This window comes from Variovorax sp. GW531-E2 (genome assembly GCF_059423125.1).
This window is the reverse complement of record NZ_JBWKXQ010000036.1, coordinates 49,711-68,604: the sequence shown is the minus strand read 5'-3', so window position 1 is coordinate 68,604 and position 18,894 is coordinate 49,711. Positions and strand designations below refer to the sequence as shown.

22 protein-coding genes are annotated in these 18,894 nt (G+C 69.7%); 10 read left to right on the top strand and 12 right to left on the bottom strand.

Annotation, left to right across the window (positions count from 1 at the left end):
* Positions 1-9: 9 nt before the first annotated feature.
* From AC07XP_RS20490 to ureC, 4 genes are read left to right on the top strand one after another with little or no spacing between them, the layout of a single operon-like run.
* Positions 10-312 (top strand): urease subunit gamma, encoded by a 303-nt coding sequence (locus tag AC07XP_RS20490; protein ID WP_062474548.1) that lies wholly within the window; start codon positions 10-12, stop codon positions 310-312.
* Between the two features lie 29 nt (positions 313-341).
* Positions 342-938: a HupE/UreJ family protein gene (locus AC07XP_RS20485; RefSeq protein WP_495265699.1), complete on the top strand. Its 597-nt coding sequence runs from the start codon at positions 342-344 to the stop codon at positions 936-938.
* A 7-nt stretch (positions 939-945) separates the two neighbouring features.
* Positions 946-1,251 carry an urease subunit beta gene (locus AC07XP_RS20480; RefSeq protein WP_070063624.1) on the top strand — a complete coding sequence of 102 codons (306 nt, stop codon included), beginning with the start codon at positions 946-948 and terminating at the stop codon, positions 1,249-1,251.
* A 3-nt stretch (positions 1,252-1,254) separates the two neighbouring features.
* Positions 1,255-2,973, top strand: coding sequence for an urease subunit alpha (gene ureC, locus AC07XP_RS20475; RefSeq protein ID WP_495265698.1), 1,719 nt, complete (start codon positions 1,255-1,257; stop codon positions 2,971-2,973).
* A gap of 4 nt (positions 2,974-2,977) precedes the next feature.
* Here the strand turns inward: ureC and AC07XP_RS20470 are convergent, their stop codons facing one another.
* The 4 genes from AC07XP_RS20470 to AC07XP_RS20455 all read right to left on the bottom strand — a co-directional run bounded on the left by AC07XP_RS20470 (position 2,978) and on the right by AC07XP_RS20455 (position 6,231).
* Complete coding sequence (locus AC07XP_RS20470; RefSeq protein ID WP_495265697.1) at positions 2,978-4,378, bottom strand: amidase; 1,401 nt, start codon at positions 4,376-4,378, stop codon at positions 2,978-2,980.
* 152 nt (positions 4,379-4,530) lie between these two features.
* A complete protein-coding gene (locus AC07XP_RS20465; RefSeq protein WP_495265696.1) occupies positions 4,531-5,469 on the bottom strand; it encodes an AraC-like ligand-binding domain-containing protein in 939 nt (312 codons plus the stop codon).
* 133 nt (positions 5,470-5,602) lie between these two features.
* Complete coding sequence (locus tag AC07XP_RS20460) at positions 5,603-6,007, bottom strand: type II toxin-antitoxin system death-on-curing family toxin (RefSeq protein WP_095743902.1); 405 nt, start codon at positions 6,005-6,007, stop codon at positions 5,603-5,605.
* Positions 6,004-6,231, bottom strand: a complete 228-nt coding sequence (locus AC07XP_RS20455) for an AbrB/MazE/SpoVT family DNA-binding domain-containing protein (protein ID WP_095743901.1) — start codon at positions 6,229-6,231, stop codon at positions 6,004-6,006. Before AC07XP_RS20455 ends, AC07XP_RS20460 begins: the two co-directional genes overlap by 4 nt.
* Positions 6,232-6,302: 71 nt before the next feature.
* On the opposite strand from AC07XP_RS20455, the gene ureE reads away from it, so the two are divergent.
* From ureE to ureG, 3 genes are all read left to right on the top strand, one after another.
* A complete protein-coding gene (gene ureE / locus AC07XP_RS20450; RefSeq protein ID WP_495265695.1) occupies positions 6,303-6,878 on the top strand; it encodes an urease accessory protein UreE in 576 nt (191 codons plus the stop codon).
* Between the two features lie 148 nt (positions 6,879-7,026).
* Entirely contained in the window at positions 7,027-7,698 is a 672-nt protein-coding gene (locus AC07XP_RS20445) for an urease accessory protein UreF (RefSeq protein ID WP_495265694.1), read from the top strand.
* Positions 7,699-7,719: 21 nt separating this feature from the next.
* The gene (ureG, locus tag AC07XP_RS20440) at positions 7,720-8,370 is read left to right on the top strand and encodes an urease accessory protein UreG (RefSeq protein WP_354342940.1); all 651 of its coding nucleotides are present in this window, start codon (positions 7,720-7,722) and stop codon (positions 8,368-8,370) included.
* Positions 8,371-8,397: 27 nt separating this feature from the next.
* On the opposite strand, the gene AC07XP_RS20435 is transcribed toward ureG, so the two are convergent.
* Positions 8,398-9,276 (bottom strand): pirin family protein, encoded by an 879-nt coding sequence (locus AC07XP_RS20435; protein ID WP_495265693.1) that lies wholly within the window; start codon positions 9,274-9,276, stop codon positions 8,398-8,400.
* Positions 9,277-9,428: 152 nt separating this feature from the next.
* Between AC07XP_RS20435 and AC07XP_RS20430 the strand changes: the two genes are divergently transcribed.
* Positions 9,429-10,385: a LysR family transcriptional regulator gene (locus tag AC07XP_RS20430; RefSeq protein WP_139700107.1), complete on the top strand. Its 957-nt coding sequence runs from the start codon at positions 9,429-9,431 to the stop codon at positions 10,383-10,385.
* Here AC07XP_RS20430 and AC07XP_RS20425 read toward each other — a convergent pair.
* The 3 genes from AC07XP_RS20425 to AC07XP_RS20415 form a co-directional block, all read right to left on the bottom strand.
* Positions 10,374-10,982, bottom strand: coding sequence for an ATP-binding protein (locus tag AC07XP_RS20425; RefSeq protein WP_495265692.1), 609 nt, complete (start codon positions 10,980-10,982; stop codon positions 10,374-10,376). The genes AC07XP_RS20430 and AC07XP_RS20425 overlap by 12 nt on opposite strands.
* 269 nt (positions 10,983-11,251) lie before the next feature.
* Positions 11,252-12,412 carry a porin gene (locus AC07XP_RS20420; protein WP_495265691.1) on the bottom strand — a complete coding sequence of 387 codons (1,161 nt, stop codon included), beginning with the start codon at positions 12,410-12,412 and terminating at the stop codon, positions 11,252-11,254.
* Between the two features lie 158 nt (positions 12,413-12,570).
* Complete coding sequence (locus AC07XP_RS20415) at positions 12,571-13,578, bottom strand: bile acid:sodium symporter family protein (RefSeq protein ID WP_495265690.1); 1,008 nt, start codon at positions 13,576-13,578, stop codon at positions 12,571-12,573.
* Between the two features lie 70 nt (positions 13,579-13,648).
* On the opposite strand from AC07XP_RS20415, the gene AC07XP_RS20410 reads away from it, so the two are divergent.
* The gene (locus tag AC07XP_RS20410; protein WP_062479435.1) at positions 13,649-14,575 is read left to right on the top strand and encodes a LysR family transcriptional regulator; all 927 of its coding nucleotides are present in this window, start codon (positions 13,649-13,651) and stop codon (positions 14,573-14,575) included.
* Here AC07XP_RS20410 and AC07XP_RS20405 read toward each other — a convergent pair.
* Positions 14,535-14,957 (bottom strand): response regulator, encoded by a 423-nt coding sequence (locus AC07XP_RS20405; protein ID WP_095743895.1) that lies wholly within the window; start codon positions 14,955-14,957, stop codon positions 14,535-14,537. The genes AC07XP_RS20410 and AC07XP_RS20405 overlap by 41 nt on opposite strands.
* A gap of 110 nt (positions 14,958-15,067) precedes the next feature.
* On the bottom strand, positions 15,068-16,054 hold the full coding sequence (locus AC07XP_RS20400) for a quinone oxidoreductase family protein (RefSeq protein ID WP_495265689.1): 987 nt from the start codon (positions 16,052-16,054) through the stop codon (positions 15,068-15,070).
* A gap of 109 nt (positions 16,055-16,163) precedes the next feature.
* On the opposite strand from AC07XP_RS20400, the gene AC07XP_RS20395 reads away from it, so the two are divergent.
* Entirely contained in the window at positions 16,164-17,075 is a 912-nt protein-coding gene (locus AC07XP_RS20395; RefSeq protein WP_492685739.1) for a DMT family transporter, read from the top strand.
* A 19-nt stretch (positions 17,076-17,094) separates the two neighbouring features.
* Here AC07XP_RS20395 and AC07XP_RS20390 read toward each other — a convergent pair whose 3' ends face one another.
* Together AC07XP_RS20390 and AC07XP_RS20385 are read right to left on the bottom strand one after the other, a co-directional pair.
* A complete protein-coding gene (locus AC07XP_RS20390; protein WP_495265688.1) occupies positions 17,095-17,886 on the bottom strand; it encodes an SDR family oxidoreductase in 792 nt (263 codons plus the stop codon).
* A 43-nt stretch (positions 17,887-17,929) separates the two neighbouring features.
* Positions 17,930-18,883, bottom strand: coding sequence for a DMT family transporter (locus AC07XP_RS20385; protein ID WP_495265687.1), 954 nt, complete (start codon positions 18,881-18,883; stop codon positions 17,930-17,932).
* Positions 18,884-18,894 lie beyond the last annotated feature (11 nt).

Below are 18,894 nucleotides of genomic sequence, written 5' to 3'. Positions count from 1 at the left end.
ACCCCCGCCATGGAACTGACCCCGCGCGAAAAAGACAAGCTGCTGATCTTCACGGCGGCGCTGCTGGCCGAGCGCCGCAAGGCGCGCGGGCTCAAGCTCAACTACCCCGAAGCCGTCGCGCTGATCACCGCCGCCGTGATGGAGGGCGCCCGCGACGGCAAGAGCGTCGCCGAGCTGATGAGCGAGGGCCGCAGCGTGCTCACGCGCGCCGACGTGATGGACGGCATCGCCGAGATGATTCCCGACATTCAGGTCGAGGCCAGTTTTCCTGACGGCACCAAGCTCGTGACCGTCCACCAGCCGATCGTCTGAACCTCCGCCACAAGAAGAAAGATCCCTCCATGCGCTTCGCAAAGACTTCCGCCCTGCTCGTCACCCTCCTGCTGCCGCTGGCCGCCAGTGCCCACACCGGCGTCGACGGCGGCGTGCACCACGGCTTCGTCACCGGCTTCATGCACCCGCTGACCGGCGCGGACCACCTCGCGGCGATGGTCGCGGTGGGCCTGTGGAGCGCGCTGGTCGCGCGCCGCGCTTGGCCCGACCTGCTGTGGGCGCCGCTGGCCTTCGCGGGCATGCTGCTCGCGGGCGCACTGGCCGGGCTGGCCGGCGTGCAGCTGCCGGCGGTCGAGCCGATGATCGCCGCCTCGCTGCTGGTGCTGGGCCTGCTGGTCGCCACGCGCGTGCGCCTGTCGGCCGGCGTCGCCATGGCCGTGGTGGGCCTGTTCGCCGTCTTCCACGGCGTGGCGCACGGCCACGAACTGGCGGGCGAGCACGGCGCCGCCCTCACGCTGGCCGGCATGGTCAGCGCCACGCTGCTGCTGCACGCGGCCGGCATCGCGCTGGGCTGGGCGCTGCGCCACGCCAACGCCTGGCTGCCGCGCGTGGCCGGTACTGCCGTCGTCGCCCTGGGCGCCACGCTGCTGGCCCAGGCGGTCTGAGGCGGCCATGACGCCCGGCGAACTCCTCACCGACGACGGCGAGCACACGCTCAACCCCGGCCGCCGCGCCCTCACGCTGGTGGTGCGCAACACGGCCGACCGGCCGATCCAGGTCGGCTCGCACTACCACTTCGCCGAGACCAACGGCGCCCTCGACTTCGACCGCGCCGCCGCGCGCGGCATGCGCCTGAACATCGCCTCGGGCGCCGCGGTGCGCTTCGAGCCGGGGCAACAGCGCACCGTCGAGCTGGTCGACTTCTCGGGCGATCGCATCGTCTACGGCTTTCGCGGCCTGGTTCAAGGAAAGCTCTAAAACATGGCCACCATCGGGCGACGCGCCTATGCAGAAATCTTCGGCCCCACCGTGGGCGACCGGGTCCGCCTTGCGGACACCGACCTGCTGATCGAAGTCGAAGCCGACTACACGCTGCGCGCCGGCGGCTACGGCGAAGAGGTGAAGTTCGGCGGCGGCAAGACGATCCGCGACGGCATGGCGCAGTCGCAGCGCACGCGCGCACAGGGCGCCGTCGACACGGTGATGACCAACGCCCTCATCCTCGACCACTGGGGCATCGTGAAAGCCGACATCGGCCTGAAGGACGGGCGCATCGCCGCCATCGGCAAGGCCGGCAACCCCGACGTGCAGCCGGGCGTGGACATCGTCATCGGCCCGGGCACCGAGATCATCAGCTGCGAAGGCACCATCGTCACCGCGGGCGGCATCGACAGCCACATCCACTTCATCTGCCCGCAGCAGATCGAGGAGGCGCTGGCCTCGGGCGTGACGACCATGCTCGGCGGCGGCACCGGCCCGGCCACCGGCACCTTCGCGACCACGGCCACACCCGGCCCTTGGCACATCGAACGCATGCTGCAGGCGGCCGACGCCTTCCCGATGAACCTGGGCTTCCTCGGCAAGGGCAATGCCAGCCTGCCCGACGCGCTGCACGAGCAGATCGAGGCCGGCGTCATGGGCCTGAAGCTGCATGAAGACTGGGGCACCACGCCTTCGGCCATCAGCAACTGCCTGGACGTGGCCGATGCCACCGACACGCAGGTGGCGATCCACAGCGACACGCTGAACGAATCGGGCTTCGTCGAGAACACCATCGCCGCCGTGGGCGGGCGCGCCATCTGCGCCTTCCACACCGAGGGCGCGGGCGGCGGCCATGCGCCCGACATCCTGCGCGTGGTGGGCGAGTCGAACTTCCTGCCCTCGTCGACCAACCCGACGATGCCCTACACCGTGAACACGCTCGACGAGCACGTCGACATGCTCATGGTGTGCCACCACCTGGACGCCGGCATCGCCGAAGACCTGGCCTTTGCCGAGTCGCGCATCCGCAAGGAAACCATCGCCGCCGAAGACGTGCTGCACGACCTGGGCGCGATCAGCATGTTCAGCTCCGACAGCCAGGCCATGGGCCGCGTCGGCGAGGTCGTCATCCGCACCTGGCAGACCGCGCACAAGATGAAGCAGCAGCGCGGCACGCTGCCCGAGGACAGCGAGCGCAACGACAACTTCCGCGTGCGGCGCTACGTGGCCAAGTACACGATCAACCCGGCCCTCGCGCACGGCATCGCGCACGAGGTGGGCTCCATCGAAGTCGGCAAGTGGGCCGACCTCGTGGTCTGGAAGCCGGCCTTCTTCGGCGTGAAGCCCTTCACCATCATCAAGGGCGGCACCATCGCCATGGCCGCGATGGGCGACCCCAGCGCGTCGATCCCCACACCGCAGCCGGTGCACTTCCGGCCGATGTTCGGCGCCTACGGCGGCTCGCTCGCCAAGAGCTCGCTGACCTTCGTCTCGCAGGCCGGGCTGGTCGCGGGCATCAAGGAGCGCTACGGCCTGAGCAAGCACCTGAGCGCCGTGAAGAACATCCGCAACGTGCGCAAGCAGGACCTGATCCACAACGGCTACACGCCGAAGATGGAGATCGACGCACAGACCTATGCCGTGCGCGCCGACGGCCAGCTGCTGACCTGCGAGCCGGCCAAGGTGCTGCCGATGGCGCAGCGCTACTTTCTGTTCTGAAGACTCAGACCGCCGGATGCCGGCGGTGCCAGTCGGTCGCCCGCTGGAACGCCCAGCCCGCGCGCACCAGCAGGTCTTCGCCGAAGTGCGGCGCCACGAACTGGAAGGCCACCGGCACGCCCGCCTCGGTGGCGCCGCCCGGCAAGGTGAGCGTGGGGCTGCCCGTGAGGTCGAACGGGCAGATGTAGCGCAGCATGCCCGCCAGCAGCTCCGGGTCCACGCCGAGCTGGCCGGCGCGCTCGAGCGTCGGCGCCGCGAAGGGAATGGCCGGGATCAGCAGCAGGTCGACCTGGTCGAAGAACGTGCGCACGCGGCCCGTGAAATCGGCGCGGCGCAGCAGCAGCTTCTGGTAGTCGGTGGCGCTTTGTGACAAGCCCAGGTCGATCAGCCCCGAGAGGCCCGGACCGTACTCGTCGCGCCGCGCCGGGTACGTCGCCTCGTGCGCCACGGCGGTCTCGACCGCGCACAACGGCGACCAGTCGAGCACCGCCTGCGCCGTGTCGGGAAACACCACCTCGCGCACCGAAGCGCCCAGCGATTCGACCGTGCGGATCGCAGCCGCGAGCGTGGCGCGCGTGGGGGCGTCCACGCGGTCCAGCGTCCAGGCGGGGTCGATGCCCACGCGCAGGCCGGCCAGGCCGCGCGTCATCGTCGCCAGGTAATCGGGCACCGGCAGCGTGCTGGCCGTCGGGTCGCGCGGGTCGGCGCCGGCGATGGCCGCCAGCATCGCGCCCGCGTCGGCCGCGCTGCGCGTCATCGGGCCGATGTGATCGAGCGAGGCGGCGAGTTCGAAGGCGCCGTGGCGGCTCACCCGCCCCCACGTCGGCTTCAGGCCCGTGATGCCGTTGGCCGCCGACGGAAAGCGGATCGATCCGCCCGTGTCGGTGCCCAGCGCGCCGAAGCACAACCCCGCCGCCGTGGCCACGCCCGAGCCGCTGGACGACACGCCGGGCCACAGCGTGGCGTCCCACGGGTTGACCGGCGACGCGATCTGCGGATGGTGGTCGGCAAAGGCGCCTTCGGTCTGCTGCAGCTTGCCCAGGATCACCGCGCCGGCCTCGCGCAGGCGGCGCACCACGGTCGCGTCTTCCGTCGGGCGGAACGCTTTGTGGATCGTCATGCCGTGCGCGCTCGGCACGCCCTCGGTCCACAGCAGGTCTTTCACAGCCAGCGGCACGCCGTGCAGCGGCCCGCGCGCGCGACCGGCGGCGATCTCGGTGTCGGCGCGGCGCGCATCGTCGAGCGCCTGCGCGTCCATGCGCGTCGCGTAGCTGCGCAAGCGGCCGTCGACGGCCTCGATGCGCGCGAGCATGGCGCGCGTGACCTCTTCCGACGAGCGCTCGCGCGACTGGATCTGCCGGCCGACCTCCAGCAGTTCGAGATGATGCAATTCCTTGTCCGCCATGACTGACTCCTGCATGTGTAGGGTTGAGAAAGAAGGTCCGAATCCAAGTGGCGAAGCTGCCACCCCGGGCGAACCTTATCGGCGCGCGGCGGCCCGCGCTGGTCTCTTCCGGACATGCACTTGTGCTGGGGCGGACACCCCGCGCGCGGCGCTCAGCGCGGCTTCAGCAGCGTGTGCGGCGCGCAGCCGTAGGCCTTGCGGAAGACCCGGCTGAAATGCGACAGGTCGGAGAACCCGTGCTGGAACGCGACGTCGGTCACGCTGTGCGCGCGCCCGCCCACCAGCGCCTCGCGGCTGGCCGCCAGGCGCGCCTGCCAGACCGCGCCCATCGCCGTGGCGCCCTGGCGCGCGAACGCCCGCGCCACGGTGCGCGCCGAGACGTGGTGCGCCTGCGCCAGCGCCTCGAGCGACAGCGCCGGGTCGTCCAGGTGGCGCTCGATGTAAGCCGTCATGCGCGCATGCAGGCCGCGCTCGGCGCCGGCGTCGCCAGCCATGTCCTGCTGCAGTTCGAGCGTCACGGCCAGCAGGTCGATGAGCGCGCCGCCGAAGCGTTCGGCGGCGGCGGAATGCGGCTGCTCAAACGCCGGGTTCGCCGTCTCCCGCAGCATCGCGTGCAGCGGCGCCGCGCCGGGGCGGTCCGCGGCGATGGTGCGGGCGGTGAAGTCTTCGGCCTTCGCGAAGCGCCGCAGCAGCAGCCGGCGCGGCATGCGCGCCAGGTAGACCGAGCGCGCGTCCAGCGTGCATTCGAAGGGCCGGCCGGCGTCGTAGAGCAGCATGTCGCCGCTGCGCAGCCGCCCCTGCCGCCCGCCTTGCACCAAGGTGCCCTCGCCCTCCTGCACGAACGCCAGCCACAGGTCGTCCAGCGGATGCCGGCGCAGGTGGGGCGCGTCGCGCGACCAGTGATGCATCGGCGCCGACATGCGGTTGACGCTGACCGCGCCCACCTCGCGCACGTCGAGCCGCCCTTCGAACGGCTCGGCCGTCATCGCACGGCTGGCCGCGGGAATGCAGTGGCGGCACACGACGTCGTGCCAGTAGTCGAAACGCAGCGGGGTCGCGACGTCGGTCGTCAGGTAGGCCAGGCTGTTCATGACGCGGATGCTGGGGCGGATGGGGCGCGCAGGCAAGCCCCGCGCGGGGCCCGGTCCTTGCTACGGGAGAAGGAACCCTTGTTGCACCATGCCCATGCCTGCGTTTTCACTCACCCGCGCCGCGCGCGCCACTTCAGTCGTTGCGTGGCGCCAGGTGCTCGCGAATCCACTGAGCGAGCGCGTCTTCGTCCAGCCCGCCTTCGGCGAGCTTCAGCGTGATGAGTACGCAGTCGTGGTCGGACGCCACCAACTCGAAGCCGTTGAGGTCGAGGAACACTTCCATCGCGACGAAAGCGGTTCGCTTGTTGCCGTCCGTGAAGGGGTGGTTGCGCGCGATGCCGAAGGCGTAGGCGGCGGCCAGCGTGGCGGCATCGGGCGATTCGTACAGCGCGCGGTTCTGCGGCCGACCCATGGCCGAGGCCAGCAAGCCCTCGTCGCGCACGCCGGCCGGCCCGCCATGCTCGGCCAACTGCTCTTCATGCACCGCATGGATCAACTGCAGGCTGAGCCAGACCCAGGCCTGGTTGGCCGCGCTCATTTCGCCAGTTCGCGCAGCACGTTGCGCCGCTTCTTCATGACGCGCCGCGCCGCCTCCATCTGGCGTTCGAAGGCATCGTCGTACGGCGTGAGCGTGAAGCCGCCGCCCGCGGCCTGCGTGAGGTAGACCGTGTCGCCCTTGCCGACCTTCATGCTGGCCAGCACCTCCTTGGGCAGGATGACGCCGACCGAGTTGCCGATCTGGGTCAGTTTGAGTGCGGACATGGCGGACTCCCACGAGCAAAAGTTATAACAAGCGTTATATTATTCCGCCTCATCTGGAGTCGCAACCCGCCATGCTCACCGCCAACAAACTCATGCCCCAGGGCCGCGGTCTCGCGCCCGTGCTGCTCAAGCGTGCCGCCACCATCGAACTCGACTGGGACGTGCGTCAGAAAAGCCGTTTCGACGCCACCGACTCGCAGGGCCGGCAGATCGGCATCTTCCTGCCACGCGGCACCGCGGTGCGCGGCGGCGACGTGCTGGTGGCGGAAGACGGCTCGCTGGTGCGCGTGATCGCGGCGCCGCAGCCGGTGCTGCGCATCACGCACTGCACCGCCCACGGCACGCCCTTCGACCTGACGCGCGCGGCCTACCACCTGGGCAATCGGCACGTGCCGATCGAGCTCAAGCCCGACCACCTGAAGATCGAACCCGACCACGTGCTGGCCGACATGCTGCGCTCGATGCACCTGATCGTCGTCGCCGTCGAGGAAGCCTTCGAGCCCGAAGGCGGTGCGTACGGAGCGCAAGGGCATTCGCATGGCGGCCACAGCCATGACCACGGCCACGGGCATTCGCACGGCAGCGGCCCGAAGCCCCTCGTGCTCGCCCCCGAACTGCTCGACGACGATCACGGCCACTCGCACTGAAATGAACGACGGCCTTCCCGTGCGCAGGACACTGGGTGCTTCCCGCAGCGAAATCAAGGAGGAGGCCGCAGGCCGGGGGACATTCGCGGAGGGAAGTACCCGGTGGCCTGCGCACGCGCCCTGAACAGCGGCGCGCGCCAATAAACAAATGCCAACCCCGCACAGCCTCCTACAGCTCATCTGGCTAGCCTCCCCCGCCCTGCCAGTGGGAGGCTTCTCGTACTCCGAAGGCGTCGAGGCAGCAGTCGAATGGGCCGGCATCAACTCCGAAGCCAGCGCCACCGAGTGGCTCTCCGACCAGCTGCACCTGAGCTTCGCGCGCGGCGACCTCGCCCTGGCAGCCCAGGCGATCACCGCCTGGCGCGCGAACGACGCACAGCGCATCCGCACCCTCAACGACTGGGTGCTGCACACCCGCGAATCCGCCGAGTTCTTCCTGCAGACCGAGCAGATGGGCCGTTCCTTCGTCGAGTGGCTCAAACTGCACCATGCCGACACCGCCGAGGTCTTCGCCGGCCTGCCCGCGACCTACCCCGTGGCCTTCGCGTTCGCCGCCAGCCGCACCGAAGCCACCGTGCAGGACGGCTGCCTGGCCTTCGCCTTCGGCTGGGCCGAGAACATGGTGGCCGCCGCCGTCAAGGCCGTGCCGCTGGGCCAGAGCGCGGGCCAGCGCATCCTGGCGCGGCTGGCGAACGAAATCCCTGCGGCTGTCGACCGCGCCATGCAACTGAGCGACGACGAGCGCCAGGCCTTCGCGCCCCTGCTGGCGGTGTTGTCGGCCCGCCATGAAACACAATATTCCCGCCTCTTCCGAAGCTGACCGAACCGGATCTTTTCGCCCATGACCTCCGCCCTGCACCACATCCCGAACCGCACCAAGAAGCTCCCGCCGCTGCGCGTGGGCATCGGCGGCCCCGTCGGCTCGGGCAAGACCACCCTGCTCGAAATGCTCTGCAAGGCGATGCGCGACAAGTACGACCTGGTCGCCATCACCAACGACATCTACACCAAGGAAGACCAGCGCCTGCTCACCGTGGCCGGCGCGCTGCCGGCCGAACGCATCATGGGCGTGGAAACCGGCGGCTGCCCGCACACCGCGATCCGCGAAGACGCCTCGATCAACCTCGAGGCCATCGACCGCATGCTCGAAGACTTTCCCGATGCCGACGTGGTGTTCGTCGAGTCGGGCGGCGACAACCTGGCCGCCACCTTCAGTCCCGAGCTGTCGGACCTCACCATCTACGTGATCGACGTGGCGGCCGGCGAGAAGATCCCGCGCAAGGGCGGCCCCGGCATCACCAAGAGCGACCTGTTCGTCATCAACAAGACCGACCTCGCGCCCTACGTGGGCGCGAACCTCGACGTGATGGAACAGGACACCCAGCGCATGCGCCGCCAGCGCCCCTACGTGATGACCAACCTCAAGACGCTCACGGGCGTCGCCGAGGTCGTGGCCTTCATCGAGGCCCGGGGCATGCTCACCGCCGCCTGATTCTTCAACCAGGGCGGTGGTGGGCGCTCAGTGCGCCACGGCCTCCGGCATCTGCCCGAACTTCCCGCTGCCGAAGTCCTTCATCGCCTGCACGATCTCGTCGCGCGTGTTCATCACGAACGGGCCGTGGCCGACGATGGGTTCGTCGATCGGCTCGCCGCTGAGCAGCAGCACCACCGCGTCGTTGTTGGCGTCCAGCGTGAGCGCATCGCCCGCGCGGTCGAGCAACACCATCTGCGCGTCGCGCACGACCGTCTCGCCGTTCACCTGCACCGTGCCGCGCAGCACCACCACCGCGGCCGTGTGGCCTTCGGGCACCGGCAGCGTCACCTGCGCGCCCTGGTTCAGGCGCAGGTCCCACACGTCGATCGGCGTGAAGGTGCGTGCCGGCCCCTTGTGACCGAGGTAGTCGCCCGCGATCACCCGCACGCTGCCCGCGCCTTCCGGCAGCGGCACCGACGGAATCTGCGCATCCACGATGGCCTGGTAGCCGGGCGCGGCCATCTTGTCCCGGGCGGGCAGGTTGACCCACAGCTGCACCATCTCGAGCTCGCCGCCGTCGCGCGTGAAGGCTTCGGAATGGAACTCCTCGTGCAGGATGCCCGCGCCCGCGGTCATCCACTGCACGTCGCCGGGGCCGATGGTGCCGCCCTGCCCGGTCGAGTCGCGGTGCGACACCTCGCCCTTGTAGACGATGGTCACGGTCTCGAAGCCGCGGTGCGGGTGCTGGCCCACGCCGCGCGGCTGCGCGGTCGGCGTGAACCGGGCCGGGCCGGCGTAGTCCAGCAGCAGGAAGGGGCTGGCGTGGCGGCCCAGCGTGTCGTAGCTGAACAGCGAGCGCACGGGAAAACCGTCGCCCACCCAGTGCGGGCGCGGTGCGCTGTAGGTGCCGAGGATCTTCTTCATGGTCTGTGTTCCTTTCCATCTGGCGGCTCGCCCGGAACGGGAAAGCCATGGATCAAGGATGGGGCCGCAACGATGCTTTGAGTAGATGCCAGAATTCGCCCTCATCGTTCCATCTGGCGAACGATCAACGGCACGGAGGGCCCCAAAAAGCCATGCGCGACCTGAACGATCTCTACTACTACGCCCAGGTGGTCGACCACGGCGGTTTTGCCCCGGCCGGCCGCGCCCTGAGCGTGCCCAAGTCGAGCCTGAGCCGGCGCATCGCGCTGCTCGAGGAGCGTCTGGGCGTGCGCCTGATCCAGCGCTCCACGCGCCGCTTCAGCGTCACCGACATCGGCCGCCAGTACTACGAGCACTGCGTGGCCATGCTGGTCGAGGCCGACGCCGCGCAGGAGGCCATCGACCGCCTGCAGGCCCAGCCGCAGGGGCTGGTGCGGCTGTCGTGCCCGCCGGCGCTGGTGTACTACCAGGTGGCCGAGATGCTCGCCCGCTTCATGACCGAGTGCCCGCGCGTGACCGTGCAGCTGGAGAGCACCAACCGCCGCGTCGACGTGATCCGCGAAGGCTTCGACCTCGCGCTGCGCGTGCGCTTTCCGCCGCTCGAGGACACCGACCTCGTGATGAAGGTGCTGGGCCACAGCACGCAGCGGCTGGTGGCCCACCCGCGCCTCCTCGAAGGCCTGACGGCGCCGGCCAGCCCCGCCGACATCGGCCTGCTGCCCAGCCTGGACCTCGGCCCGGCCCAGCCGCACCACACCTGGTCGCTCGAAGGCCCCGACGGTGCGAGCGCCGAGGTGCGCCACCAGCCCCGGCTGGTGACCGACGACATGGCCGCGCTGCGGCATGCCGCCCTGCAGGGCGTGGGCGTGGCCAAGATGCCGACGATGATGGTGCGCGACGACCTGCAGGCCGGCCGCCTGGTCGACGCGCTGCCGCAATGGGCGCCGCGCAGCGGCATCGTGCACGCGGTGTTCCCGTCGCGCCGCGGCCTGCTGCCGTCGGTGCGCAAGCTGGTGGACTTCCTGGCGGTGGAGTACGAGGCGCTCGAGGCCCTTGAACTTTCGGGCGTATCGGCCGCGTCGGCGCCGACGCGCACTTCAGTCGACTGATCCGGCGGCCACCGCCGGCGCGTACAGCGGCAGGCGCAGCGTCAGCCCGAGCACGCCGCCATCGTCTGGCGCGGAATAGATGCGCCCACCGTGGCGCCCCGCGATGCGCTCGCAGATGCGCGCGCTGGCCAGCGAAGCGGCGTCGAGCGCATCGAAGAAGCGCGCCAGCGGTGGGCGTTCGCTGTCTGCGTCGAGGTCGCGCCAGTGAACGACGGCCTGCGTGCCTTCGATGCGCGCGCGCACCTGCAGCGTCGCCCCCGCCGCCATCACGCGCGCGGCATGCGCGGCCACCTTGGCCAGCAGCTCGCGCAGCTCCGATGGAATGCCGAAGACCGGCACCGCTTCCGCGGGCAGGTCCACCGCGAGGTGCAGCGATGTTGCATCGCCGGGCTCGGCGCCGAGCAACGGCCGCAGGTCCTGCACGCGGCTGTCCGCCAGTTGCTGGCGCTGCTGCGTGCGGGCCTGCTGCGCGAGGCCGCGGGCTTGCACGGCCGCGCGGGCGTTGGCGACGAACAGCGCGCCCATCAGCGCGAGCACGCCAGCCAGCCCAAGGCCGATGAGCGTGGCAATGACCAGGCCGAGTGAACTGCCGTACATGGTCGACAGTCCTCAGCGCGTTTCAGGAAAGGCCGGCCGCGCGCAGCCGCTCGGGGCCTCGCAGCGTGGCGGGGGCCCTTCGCGAAACCCCGGCGGTGGCCCGGGCGGGAAAAGAGGGGGCGGCAGCACGATGCAGCCCGACAGGCCGAGTGCCGCCAGCACGCCCGCGAGGTGATGAGTTCGGATCATGTGAATCGATGCATGACTGGTTCGACGGCAGGGCCCGTTAGCGTGCGCCGGCAGCGCCGCCGCACGCTAACGGAAGCCGATCAGAACGCGTGGCGAATGCCGAAGTCGTAGCCCGTCGACGAACGCGGCAGGCCCGTGTAGCCCACGCCGGTGCTGCCGTAGCCCGTGGTGCTCGCGGCCGTGAGGCTGCCCGTGTAGTTCGCGTCGTTGCGGTTGCTCACGCGCGCCACGGTGGCGTACAGCGCAGTGCGCTTGGACAGGTTGTGCACGTAGCCGATCGCGAGCTTGTTCGCACGCGGGTCGTCGCCCGTGACGCCGACCGCGCCTTCGTTGTAGCGCACGGTCGAGTACGACGCGCGGATCAGGCCCGCGCCCACCGGCATGCTCGCGCCGATCAGGTAGCCGTTGTAGCTGTCGCGGCTGTTGCCCAGTGCCGCGAGGTCGAACTTGTTCTTCACGTTCGACAGCTCGCCGAACAGCTTGACGGGGCCGAAGTCGTACGACGCGCCGAGGTTGATCGTCTGCACCTTGCGCGTGAGCGTGGTGGTGTCGACCGCCACGTTCTGGCCCACCGCCAGCGCGATGTCCAGCGGCCCGTTCGCATAGCCGAAACGCCCGCCCACATAGCGTCCGGCGCTGCTGCTGGTGGCGGCCGTGGTGTCGGTGGCGCTGGTCTTCGTGTTCTCGTTCAGGCTGTACTGCAGCTGGCCGTAGAAGCCGCCGAGGTTGGGCGGCAGGAAGTAGCCGACCATGTTGCTGGCGCGCACGTAGTTCGTGTTGCCCAGCGCGGTGCTGCCGCTCACCGTGTTGATCACGCTGGAGCCCGAGCCGTTGGTGCCGAACGGGTCGAACACCGTGTCGTTCCAGAATGTGGCCGTGTAGTCGCGGCCCAGTCGCACTTCGCCGAAGCCGCCCGACAGGCTGACGGTGGAACGGCGGTTGAAGTTGGCGATGCCGGTGGCGCCGTCGTCGTTGCTGATCGGCGCCTCGAGCCAGAAGCTGGCGGCGAGCCCGCCGCCCAGGTCTTCCGTGCCGCGAAAGCCGATGCGGCTGGAGTTGTAGCCCGAGTTGGCCAGGCTCCATTGGCTTTGCTTGCTGGTGGTGCCCGTGACGGGGTTGCGCGAGGTGGCGCTCTGGTAGCTCACGCCGGCATCGACGACGCCGAACAGGGTGACCGACGATTGGGCAGAGGCCAGGCCGGTGACGGCCAGCGCGGCGAGTGCCGTGAGGGATTTCTTCATTCAGGTTTCTCCGGGGTTTTCAGCTGCTCTTCATCGAGCCGCTGACCGGATGGTCCTGTTCAAAATTGGAGGAATCTGGTGGACGCCAGCCCTCCCCTCGCGGGTGTTGTTTTGCGTTCACGCGCCGGCCGGTGCGTGAACGCTCGGCGTCGGACAGGCTACTCGGCCGTGCGAAGCGCAGGTGCCGGAGCTGGCGCCGCGCGGCGCGCATAACGCTGCGCCAGCACCGCGCACACCATGAGCTGCATCTGGTGGAACAGCATCAACGGCAGCACGATCGCGCCGACGGCGTGCGAGGCGAACAGCACCTTGGCCATCGGAATCCCGCTCGCCAGGCTCTTCTTCGAGCCGCAGAAGACGATGGTGATCTCGTCCTCGATGTTGAAGCCGAAGCGCCGCGCCATGAACGTCGTCAGCCCCAGCGCCAGCGCCAGCAACACGCCGCACACCAGCAGCAGCCCCAGCAGCGCGCTCACGGGAATCTGCTTCCAGAGCCCTTCGATCACCGCCGCGCTGAAGGCCGTGTAGACCACCAGCAGGATCGAGCCCTGGTCCACGAACTTCAGCACCGCGGCGCGCTTCTGGATCCACTTGCCGATCAGCGGGCGCGACAGGTGGCCGATGACGAACGGCACCAGCAGCTGCAGCAGGATGCGCCCGATCGCGTCGAGCGACGACGACGACGCCACCGCGCCGCCTTCAGGCAGCACCACAAGGCTCACCAGCACCGGCGTGATGAACACGCCCAACAGGGTCGAGGCCGAGGCGCTGCAGATGGCGGCCGGCATGTTCCCCCGCGCCATCGCAGTGAAAGCAATCGCCGACTGCACCGTGGCCGGCAGCACGCACAGGAACAGCACGCCCGTGTACAGCTGCGGCGTCACCAGCGGCCCCAGCACCGGCCGCAGCGCGAGCCCCAGCACCGGGAACAGGATGAAGGTGCAGGCGAACACCAGCAGGTGCAGCCGCCAATGCATGATGCCCGCAAGGATCGCCTCGCGCGACAGCTTGGCGCCGTGCAGGAAGAACAGCAGCCCGATCGCGACCGTGGTCAGGCCCTCGAAGAAATGGGCCACGCGGCCGCTGGCGGGCAGCAGGCTGGCCAGGGTGACGACCGCGACGAGCGTGAGCGTGAAGTTGTCGGGGAGGAAGCGTGAACGTGCCATGCCTCGCATTGGACCTTCCGGCCATTCAAAAGAGAAATGGATTTATCGGATGGATATATGATTTGAGCGCATGAACGTCACGCTGCGCCAACTCCGCGTCTTCCGCTCAGTGGCCGAGGGCCGCAACTTCAGCCGTGCCGGCGACCAGGTGGGCCTGAGCCAGCCGGCGGTGAGCCGGTCGATCTCGGAGCTCGAGGCCCAGCTCGGCCTCAAGCTACTGGACCGCACCACGCGCGAGGTGGTGCTGACCGAAGCCGGCCACTCGTTCGCGGCCCGGCTCGACCGCGTGCTCGACGAACTCGACCAGACCCTGCAGGACGTGGCCGGCCTGGCCAGCGCGCGCGGCGGCAAGGTGCGCGTGGCCAGCAGCCCCACGCTCTCGGCCAACCTCATGCCCGACTGCATCGCGGCCTGCGCGGTGCAGGCGCCGGGCATCCAGTTCTTGTTGCTCGACCGCATTCAGCAGGACGTGCTGGACAGCGTGCGCAGCGGCGAGGTCGACTTCGGCGTGGTGATCGAGCCCTCCGAGGCCGACGACCTGCACTGCGAGTCGATCCTCAACGACCCCTTCATGGTGGTCACGCTGCCCGGCCACCGGCTGACGGAAAAAAAGGCGTCGGTGAACTGGTCGGCGCTCGACGGCCAGCCGCTGGTGCTGCTCGATCACGCCTCGGGCAGCCGGCGCCTCATCGACCAGGCGCTGGAGCGGCACGGCGCGCGCTGCGACGTGAAGCAGCAACTGGGCCATGCGACCACCGTGTTCCGCATGGTCGAGGCCGGCATCGGCATCAGCGTGATGCCGGGGCTGTCGCTGCCGCCCGAGGGGCTGGCGCGGCTGGTGGTGCGCCCGCTGGTGCCGAACGTGCAGCGCGCGATCATGCTGATCCGGCGCCGCAACCGCGAGCTGTCGCCGCTCGCACAGCGGGTCTGGCGCATGGTGCGCGAGACGGCGGCGCTCAGTGAGGCGCCCGCGGCCCCGCCGACGAAGGCGCGCTGAAGAAGCGCTCCTGTCGCTGGCGCACGCAGAAGTCGATCAGCTCCTCCACCTCGGTGGCCTTGTCGAACACCGCGTCGGCGCCGAGCTGCGCGCACTTGCGGCGCGTCTCGGGCGTGGCGTGGTTGCTGAGCACCACCATCTTCTGCCTCGGGTCGCGGTTGCGGCAGGCCTCGAGCACGCTGAAGCCGGTGCCGTCGCCCAGAAACAGGTCGACGATGGCCAGGTCCCACAGCGCCGGGTTGCGCGTGAGCCAACGCGTGCCCTCCGCCTCCGACTCGGCCTGGCCGACCGGATCGATGCGCGCCATCTCGCGCAGCGTGCCCGCCAGGCTGGCGCGCTGGGCGGGGTTGTCTTCGACGATGAAGGCGCGGACGGTGGTCATGGCGGGCTCTGCAAAGGGACAAATGCAGGCTACAAATTGCGCCCGCCACAAGTCGAAGGTGTGACACCCCACCACGCGTAGGACATCACCCGCCGGCCACCCGCCCGGACTCAGAGCGTGAGGATGGTGCAGCCCGTGGTCTTGCGCGCCTCGAGGTCGCGGTGCGCCTGCTGCACGTCGGCCAGGGTGTAGCGCTGGTCGATCGGGATCTTCACCGCGCCGCTTTGCACCACGGCGAACAGGTCGTCGGCCATGGCCTGCGTGCGCTCGCGCGTGGCGATGTGCGTGAACAGCGTCGGGCGCGTCACGTAGAGCGAGCCCTTCGAGGCCAGCAGGCCGAGGTTGACCGGCGGCACCGGACCCGAGCCGTTGCCGAAGATCGCCAGCAGGCCGAAGGGGCGCAGGCTGTCGATGGAGCCTTCGAAGGTGTCCTTGCCCACCGAGTCGTACACCACCTTCACGCCCTGGCCGCCGGTGATCTCCTTCACGCGCGCCGCGAAGTTCTCGGTGCTGTAGTTGATGGCGTGCGCCGCGCCGTGCGCCAGCGCGAGCTGGCACTTGGCGTCGCTGCCGGCCGTGCCGATGAGCTGCAGCCCGAGCGCCTTGGCCCACTGGCAGGCGATGAGCCCGACACCGCCGGCCGCGGCATGGAACAGCACGAAGTCGCCGGGCTGCAGGCCTTCGGCGGGCAGCGTCTTCTTCAGCAGGTACTGCGCGGTGAGGCCCTTGAGCATCATGGCCGCGCCGGTCTCGAAGGAGATGTCGTCGGGCAGCTTGCACACGCACTTGGCGGGCATCACGCGCAGCTCGCAGTAGGCGCCGGGCGGCTGGCTCGCGTAGGCGGCGCGGTCGCCCACCTTCAGGTGCGTCACGCCCTCGCCCACCGCCTCGACGATGCCCGAGGCTTCCATGCCCAGCTGCAGCGGCATCTGGAACGGGTACAGGCCGGTGCGCTGGTAGGTGTCGATGAAGTTCAGGCCCACGGCCTTGTGGCGGATGCGGATCTCGCCGGGGCCGGGCTCGCCCACCTCGACCTCGACGACCTTCAGTTCCTCGGGACCGCCGTGGCGGTCGATACGGACGGCTTTGCTCAACATCGTTGCTGTCTCCACGCAGGGGAAAAAAGAATGGGACGGGCATCGTGCCACGTTTGACCATTTCTCGACGGGCCACGGACACTGCGCGGGCCCGGTAGAGTCGGCGGCCATGTCGTCCGCATCGCACCACCGCCTCACGCCCCTCACCGCCCTGCTCCTCACCGTGCCGCCGCTGCTGTGGGCCGGCAATGCCGTGGTCGGCCGGCTGGTGCGCGCGCTGGTGTCGCCGCTGACGCTGAACTTCGTGCGCTGGGTGATCGCGTTCGTGCTGCTGCTGCCGCTGGCGGCGTGGGTGCTGCGCCGCGACAGCCCGCTGTGGGCGCACTGGCGGCGCTATGCGCTGCTGGGCCTGCTGGGCATCGGCCTGTACAACGCCTTCCAGTACCTGGCGCTGCAGACCTCCACGCCGATCAACGTCACGCTGGTGGGCTCCAGCCTGCCGCTGTGGATGCTGGCCGTGGGCACGCTGTGCTTCGGCGCGCGCGTCAGCCGGCGCGCGCTGGGCGGCGCGCTGCTGTCGATGCTGGGCGTGCTGCTGGTCTTGAGCCGCGGCGAGTGGCAGCAGCTGCTGGCGCTGCGGCTGGTGCCGGGCGACCTGTACATGATCGCGGGCACCATCGCCTGGGCCTTCTACAGCTGGCTGCTGGCGCGCACGCACGAGCCCGCCGACGTGCGCAGCGACTGGGCTGCCTTCCTGATGGCGCAGCTGGTTTTCGGCGTGGCGTGGTCGGGCGCGCTGGCCGCCGGCGAGTGGACGTTCACGCCCGCCCACCTCGACCTGGGCTGGCCGCTCATTGCGGCGATGCTGTTCATCGGCATCGGCCCCGCCGTGCTGGCCTACCGCTGCTGGGGCACCGGCGTGCAACGCGCGGGCCCGCAGGCGGCGAGCATCTTCATGAACCTCACGCCGCTGTTCGCGGCCGTGCTGTCGGCGGCCTTCCTCGGCGAGGCGCCGTACTGGTACCACGGCGCCGCCTTCGTGCTGATCGTGGGCGGGATCGTGGTGTCGTCGCGGCGCTGAACGCGCGCCGCTGTGTGGGTCAGTACGTTCCGGGGTACGCGCCGCCGTCGGCGAGCACGTTCTGGCCGGTCATGTAGCCGGCCTGCATGCTGCACAGGAACGCGCAGATCGCACCGAACTCGGCCGGGTTGCCGAAGCGCTTGGCCGGAATGTTCTTCTTGCGCGCTTCCCACACGGTGTCGAAATCCTGGCCCGACTTCTGCGCCGCGCCGGCCATCGTGCCCTTGAGGCGGTCGGTCTCGAAGGAGCCCGGCAGCAGGTTGTTGATGGTCACGCCCTGCGCCGCCACCGACGTGCGCGCCACGCCGGCCACGAAGCCCGTGAGGCCGCTGCGCGCGCCGTTCGACAGGCCCAGGATGTCGATCGGCGACTTCACCGAGCTCGACGTGATGTTGACGATGCGGCCGAAGCCGCGTTTCGCCATGCCATCGACCGTGGCCTTGATGAGCTCGATGGGCGTGAGCATGTTGGCGTCCACCGCCTTGATCCACGCCTCGCGGTCCCAGTTGCGGAAGTCGCCGGGCGGCGGGCCGCCGGCGTTGGTGACGACGATGTCGAAGTCCTGGCCCAGCGCGAACACGGCCGCGCGGCCGGCTTCGGTGGTGATGTCGGCCGCCACGTGCTTGACGAACGGACCCGACGGCCCGGCCACCGCCACCAGCTGCTTGGCCGCGGCGTCGAGCGCTTCGGCGCCGCGCGCCACGATCACCACGTTGACGCCTTCGCGCACCAGCGCCTCGGCGCAGCCGTAGCCCAACCCCTTGCTCGCGCCGCACACGAGTGCGGTCCTGCCTGCAATGCCCAGATCCATGTGTTTGCTCCAGTCGATCGATCGATCGATGTTGCAAGGACGGCTACCGCCCCTTGCGTGTGAAAACGAAGATGCCCGCGATGACGAGCACCGTGCCGGCCGCGATCCACGCGGTGAACGGCTCACCCAGTATGACCACCCCCATGAGGATGGTCGACAGGGGCCCGATCATGCCGGTTTGTGCCGCAATGGCGGGGCCGATGCGTTCGATGGCCATCATCACCATGAGGACAGGCACCGCGGTGCACAGCGTGGCGTTGAGCACCGACAACCAGATCACCTCGGGCGCGACCGCCATCGCCGCGCTCATCGGCCGCGTGAGCACGAACTGCAGGATGCACAGCAGGCAGGCCACGGTGGTGGCCAGGCCCACGAGCCGCAGCGAGCCCAGCCGCTTGACGAACTCGCCGCTGTACACAAGGTAGCCCGCATAGCTCACCGCGCTCAGGAACACGAGGAACGCGCCCCATGCGGCCGCGCCGCCGCCCTTGCCGTCGCCGCCGGTCCAGAGCTCGTGGCCGAACACCAGCAGCACGCCGGCATAGCTCACGACCATGCCGAACACCTGCGGGCGCGTCGGGCGGCGCCGGTACAGCAGCCAGCCGAAGAACAGCACCAGCGTCGGGTTGAGGTACAGGATCAGCCGCTCGAAGCTGGCCGAGATGTAGGCCAGCCCTGCAAAGTCGAGAAAGCTCGCGAGGTAGTAGCCCGAGAAGCCGAGCCCCAAAATGCCGAGCCAGTCGCGCGTCGTGAGCGCGGGCTTGCCGCGCCCGGCCCACCACGCCATCAGCGCGAACAGCGGCAGCGCGAAGAGCATGCGCAGCATGATGAGCGTGATGGCGTCGACGCCGTAGCGGTACGCCAGCTTGACGATGATGGCCTTGCCGCTGAACGCGATGGCGCCCAGCGTGGCCAGGACGAGGCCGGTGGCGTAGCCCTTGCGGGCGGCCTCGTGTCCGTGCGGGGGAATGCCGACCGATGCGGCTGTCTTGTTCATCCCCCGATCAT

Bases quoted from the DNA above. Each gene is read 5' to 3' on its own strand.
- AC07XP_RS20490 (WP_062474548.1), top strand. From the start codon at position 10: ATGGAACTGACCCCGCGCGAAAAAGACAAGCTGCTGATCTTCACGGCG.
- AC07XP_RS20485 (WP_495265699.1), top strand. From the start codon at position 342: ATGCGCTTCGCAAAGACTTCCGCCCTGCTCGTCACCCTCCTGCTGCCG.
- AC07XP_RS20480 (WP_070063624.1), top strand. From the start codon at position 946: ATGACGCCCGGCGAACTCCTCACCGACGACGGCGAGCACACGCTCAAC.
- ureC (WP_495265698.1), top strand. From the start codon at position 1,255: ATGGCCACCATCGGGCGACGCGCCTATGCAGAAATCTTCGGCCCCACC.
- AC07XP_RS20470 (WP_495265697.1), bottom strand. From the start codon at position 4,378: ATGGCGGACAAGGAATTGCATCATCTCGAACTGCTGGAGGTCGGCCGG.
- AC07XP_RS20465 (WP_495265696.1), bottom strand. From the start codon at position 5,469: ATGAACAGCCTGGCCTACCTGACGACCGACGTCGCGACCCCGCTGCGT.
- AC07XP_RS20460 (WP_095743902.1), bottom strand. From the start codon at position 6,007: ATGAGCGCGGCCAACCAGGCCTGGGTCTGGCTCAGCCTGCAGTTGATC.
- AC07XP_RS20455 (WP_095743901.1), bottom strand. From the start codon at position 6,231: ATGTCCGCACTCAAACTGACCCAGATCGGCAACTCGGTCGGCGTCATC.
- ureE (WP_495265695.1), top strand. From the start codon at position 6,303: ATGCTCACCGCCAACAAACTCATGCCCCAGGGCCGCGGTCTCGCGCCC.
- AC07XP_RS20445 (WP_495265694.1), top strand. From the start codon at position 7,027: ATGCCAACCCCGCACAGCCTCCTACAGCTCATCTGGCTAGCCTCCCCC.
- ureG (WP_354342940.1), top strand. From the start codon at position 7,720: ATGACCTCCGCCCTGCACCACATCCCGAACCGCACCAAGAAGCTCCCG.
- AC07XP_RS20435 (WP_495265693.1), bottom strand. From the start codon at position 9,276: ATGAAGAAGATCCTCGGCACCTACAGCGCACCGCGCCCGCACTGGGTG.
- AC07XP_RS20430 (WP_139700107.1), top strand. From the start codon at position 9,429: ATGCGCGACCTGAACGATCTCTACTACTACGCCCAGGTGGTCGACCAC.
- AC07XP_RS20425 (WP_495265692.1), bottom strand. From the start codon at position 10,982: ATGTACGGCAGTTCACTCGGCCTGGTCATTGCCACGCTCATCGGCCTT.
- AC07XP_RS20420 (WP_495265691.1), bottom strand. From the start codon at position 12,412: ATGAAGAAATCCCTCACGGCACTCGCCGCGCTGGCCGTCACCGGCCTG.
- AC07XP_RS20415 (WP_495265690.1), bottom strand. From the start codon at position 13,578: ATGGCACGTTCACGCTTCCTCCCCGACAACTTCACGCTCACGCTCGTC.
- AC07XP_RS20410 (WP_062479435.1), top strand. From the start codon at position 13,649: ATGAACGTCACGCTGCGCCAACTCCGCGTCTTCCGCTCAGTGGCCGAG.
- AC07XP_RS20405 (WP_095743895.1), bottom strand. From the start codon at position 14,957: ATGACCACCGTCCGCGCCTTCATCGTCGAAGACAACCCCGCCCAGCGC.
- AC07XP_RS20400 (WP_495265689.1), bottom strand. From the start codon at position 16,054: ATGTTGAGCAAAGCCGTCCGTATCGACCGCCACGGCGGTCCCGAGGAA.
- AC07XP_RS20395 (WP_492685739.1), top strand. From the start codon at position 16,164: ATGTCGTCCGCATCGCACCACCGCCTCACGCCCCTCACCGCCCTGCTC.
- AC07XP_RS20390 (WP_495265688.1), bottom strand. From the start codon at position 17,886: ATGGATCTGGGCATTGCAGGCAGGACCGCACTCGTGTGCGGCGCGAGC.
- AC07XP_RS20385 (WP_495265687.1), bottom strand. From the start codon at position 18,883: ATGAACAAGACAGCCGCATCGGTCGGCATTCCCCCGCACGGACACGAG.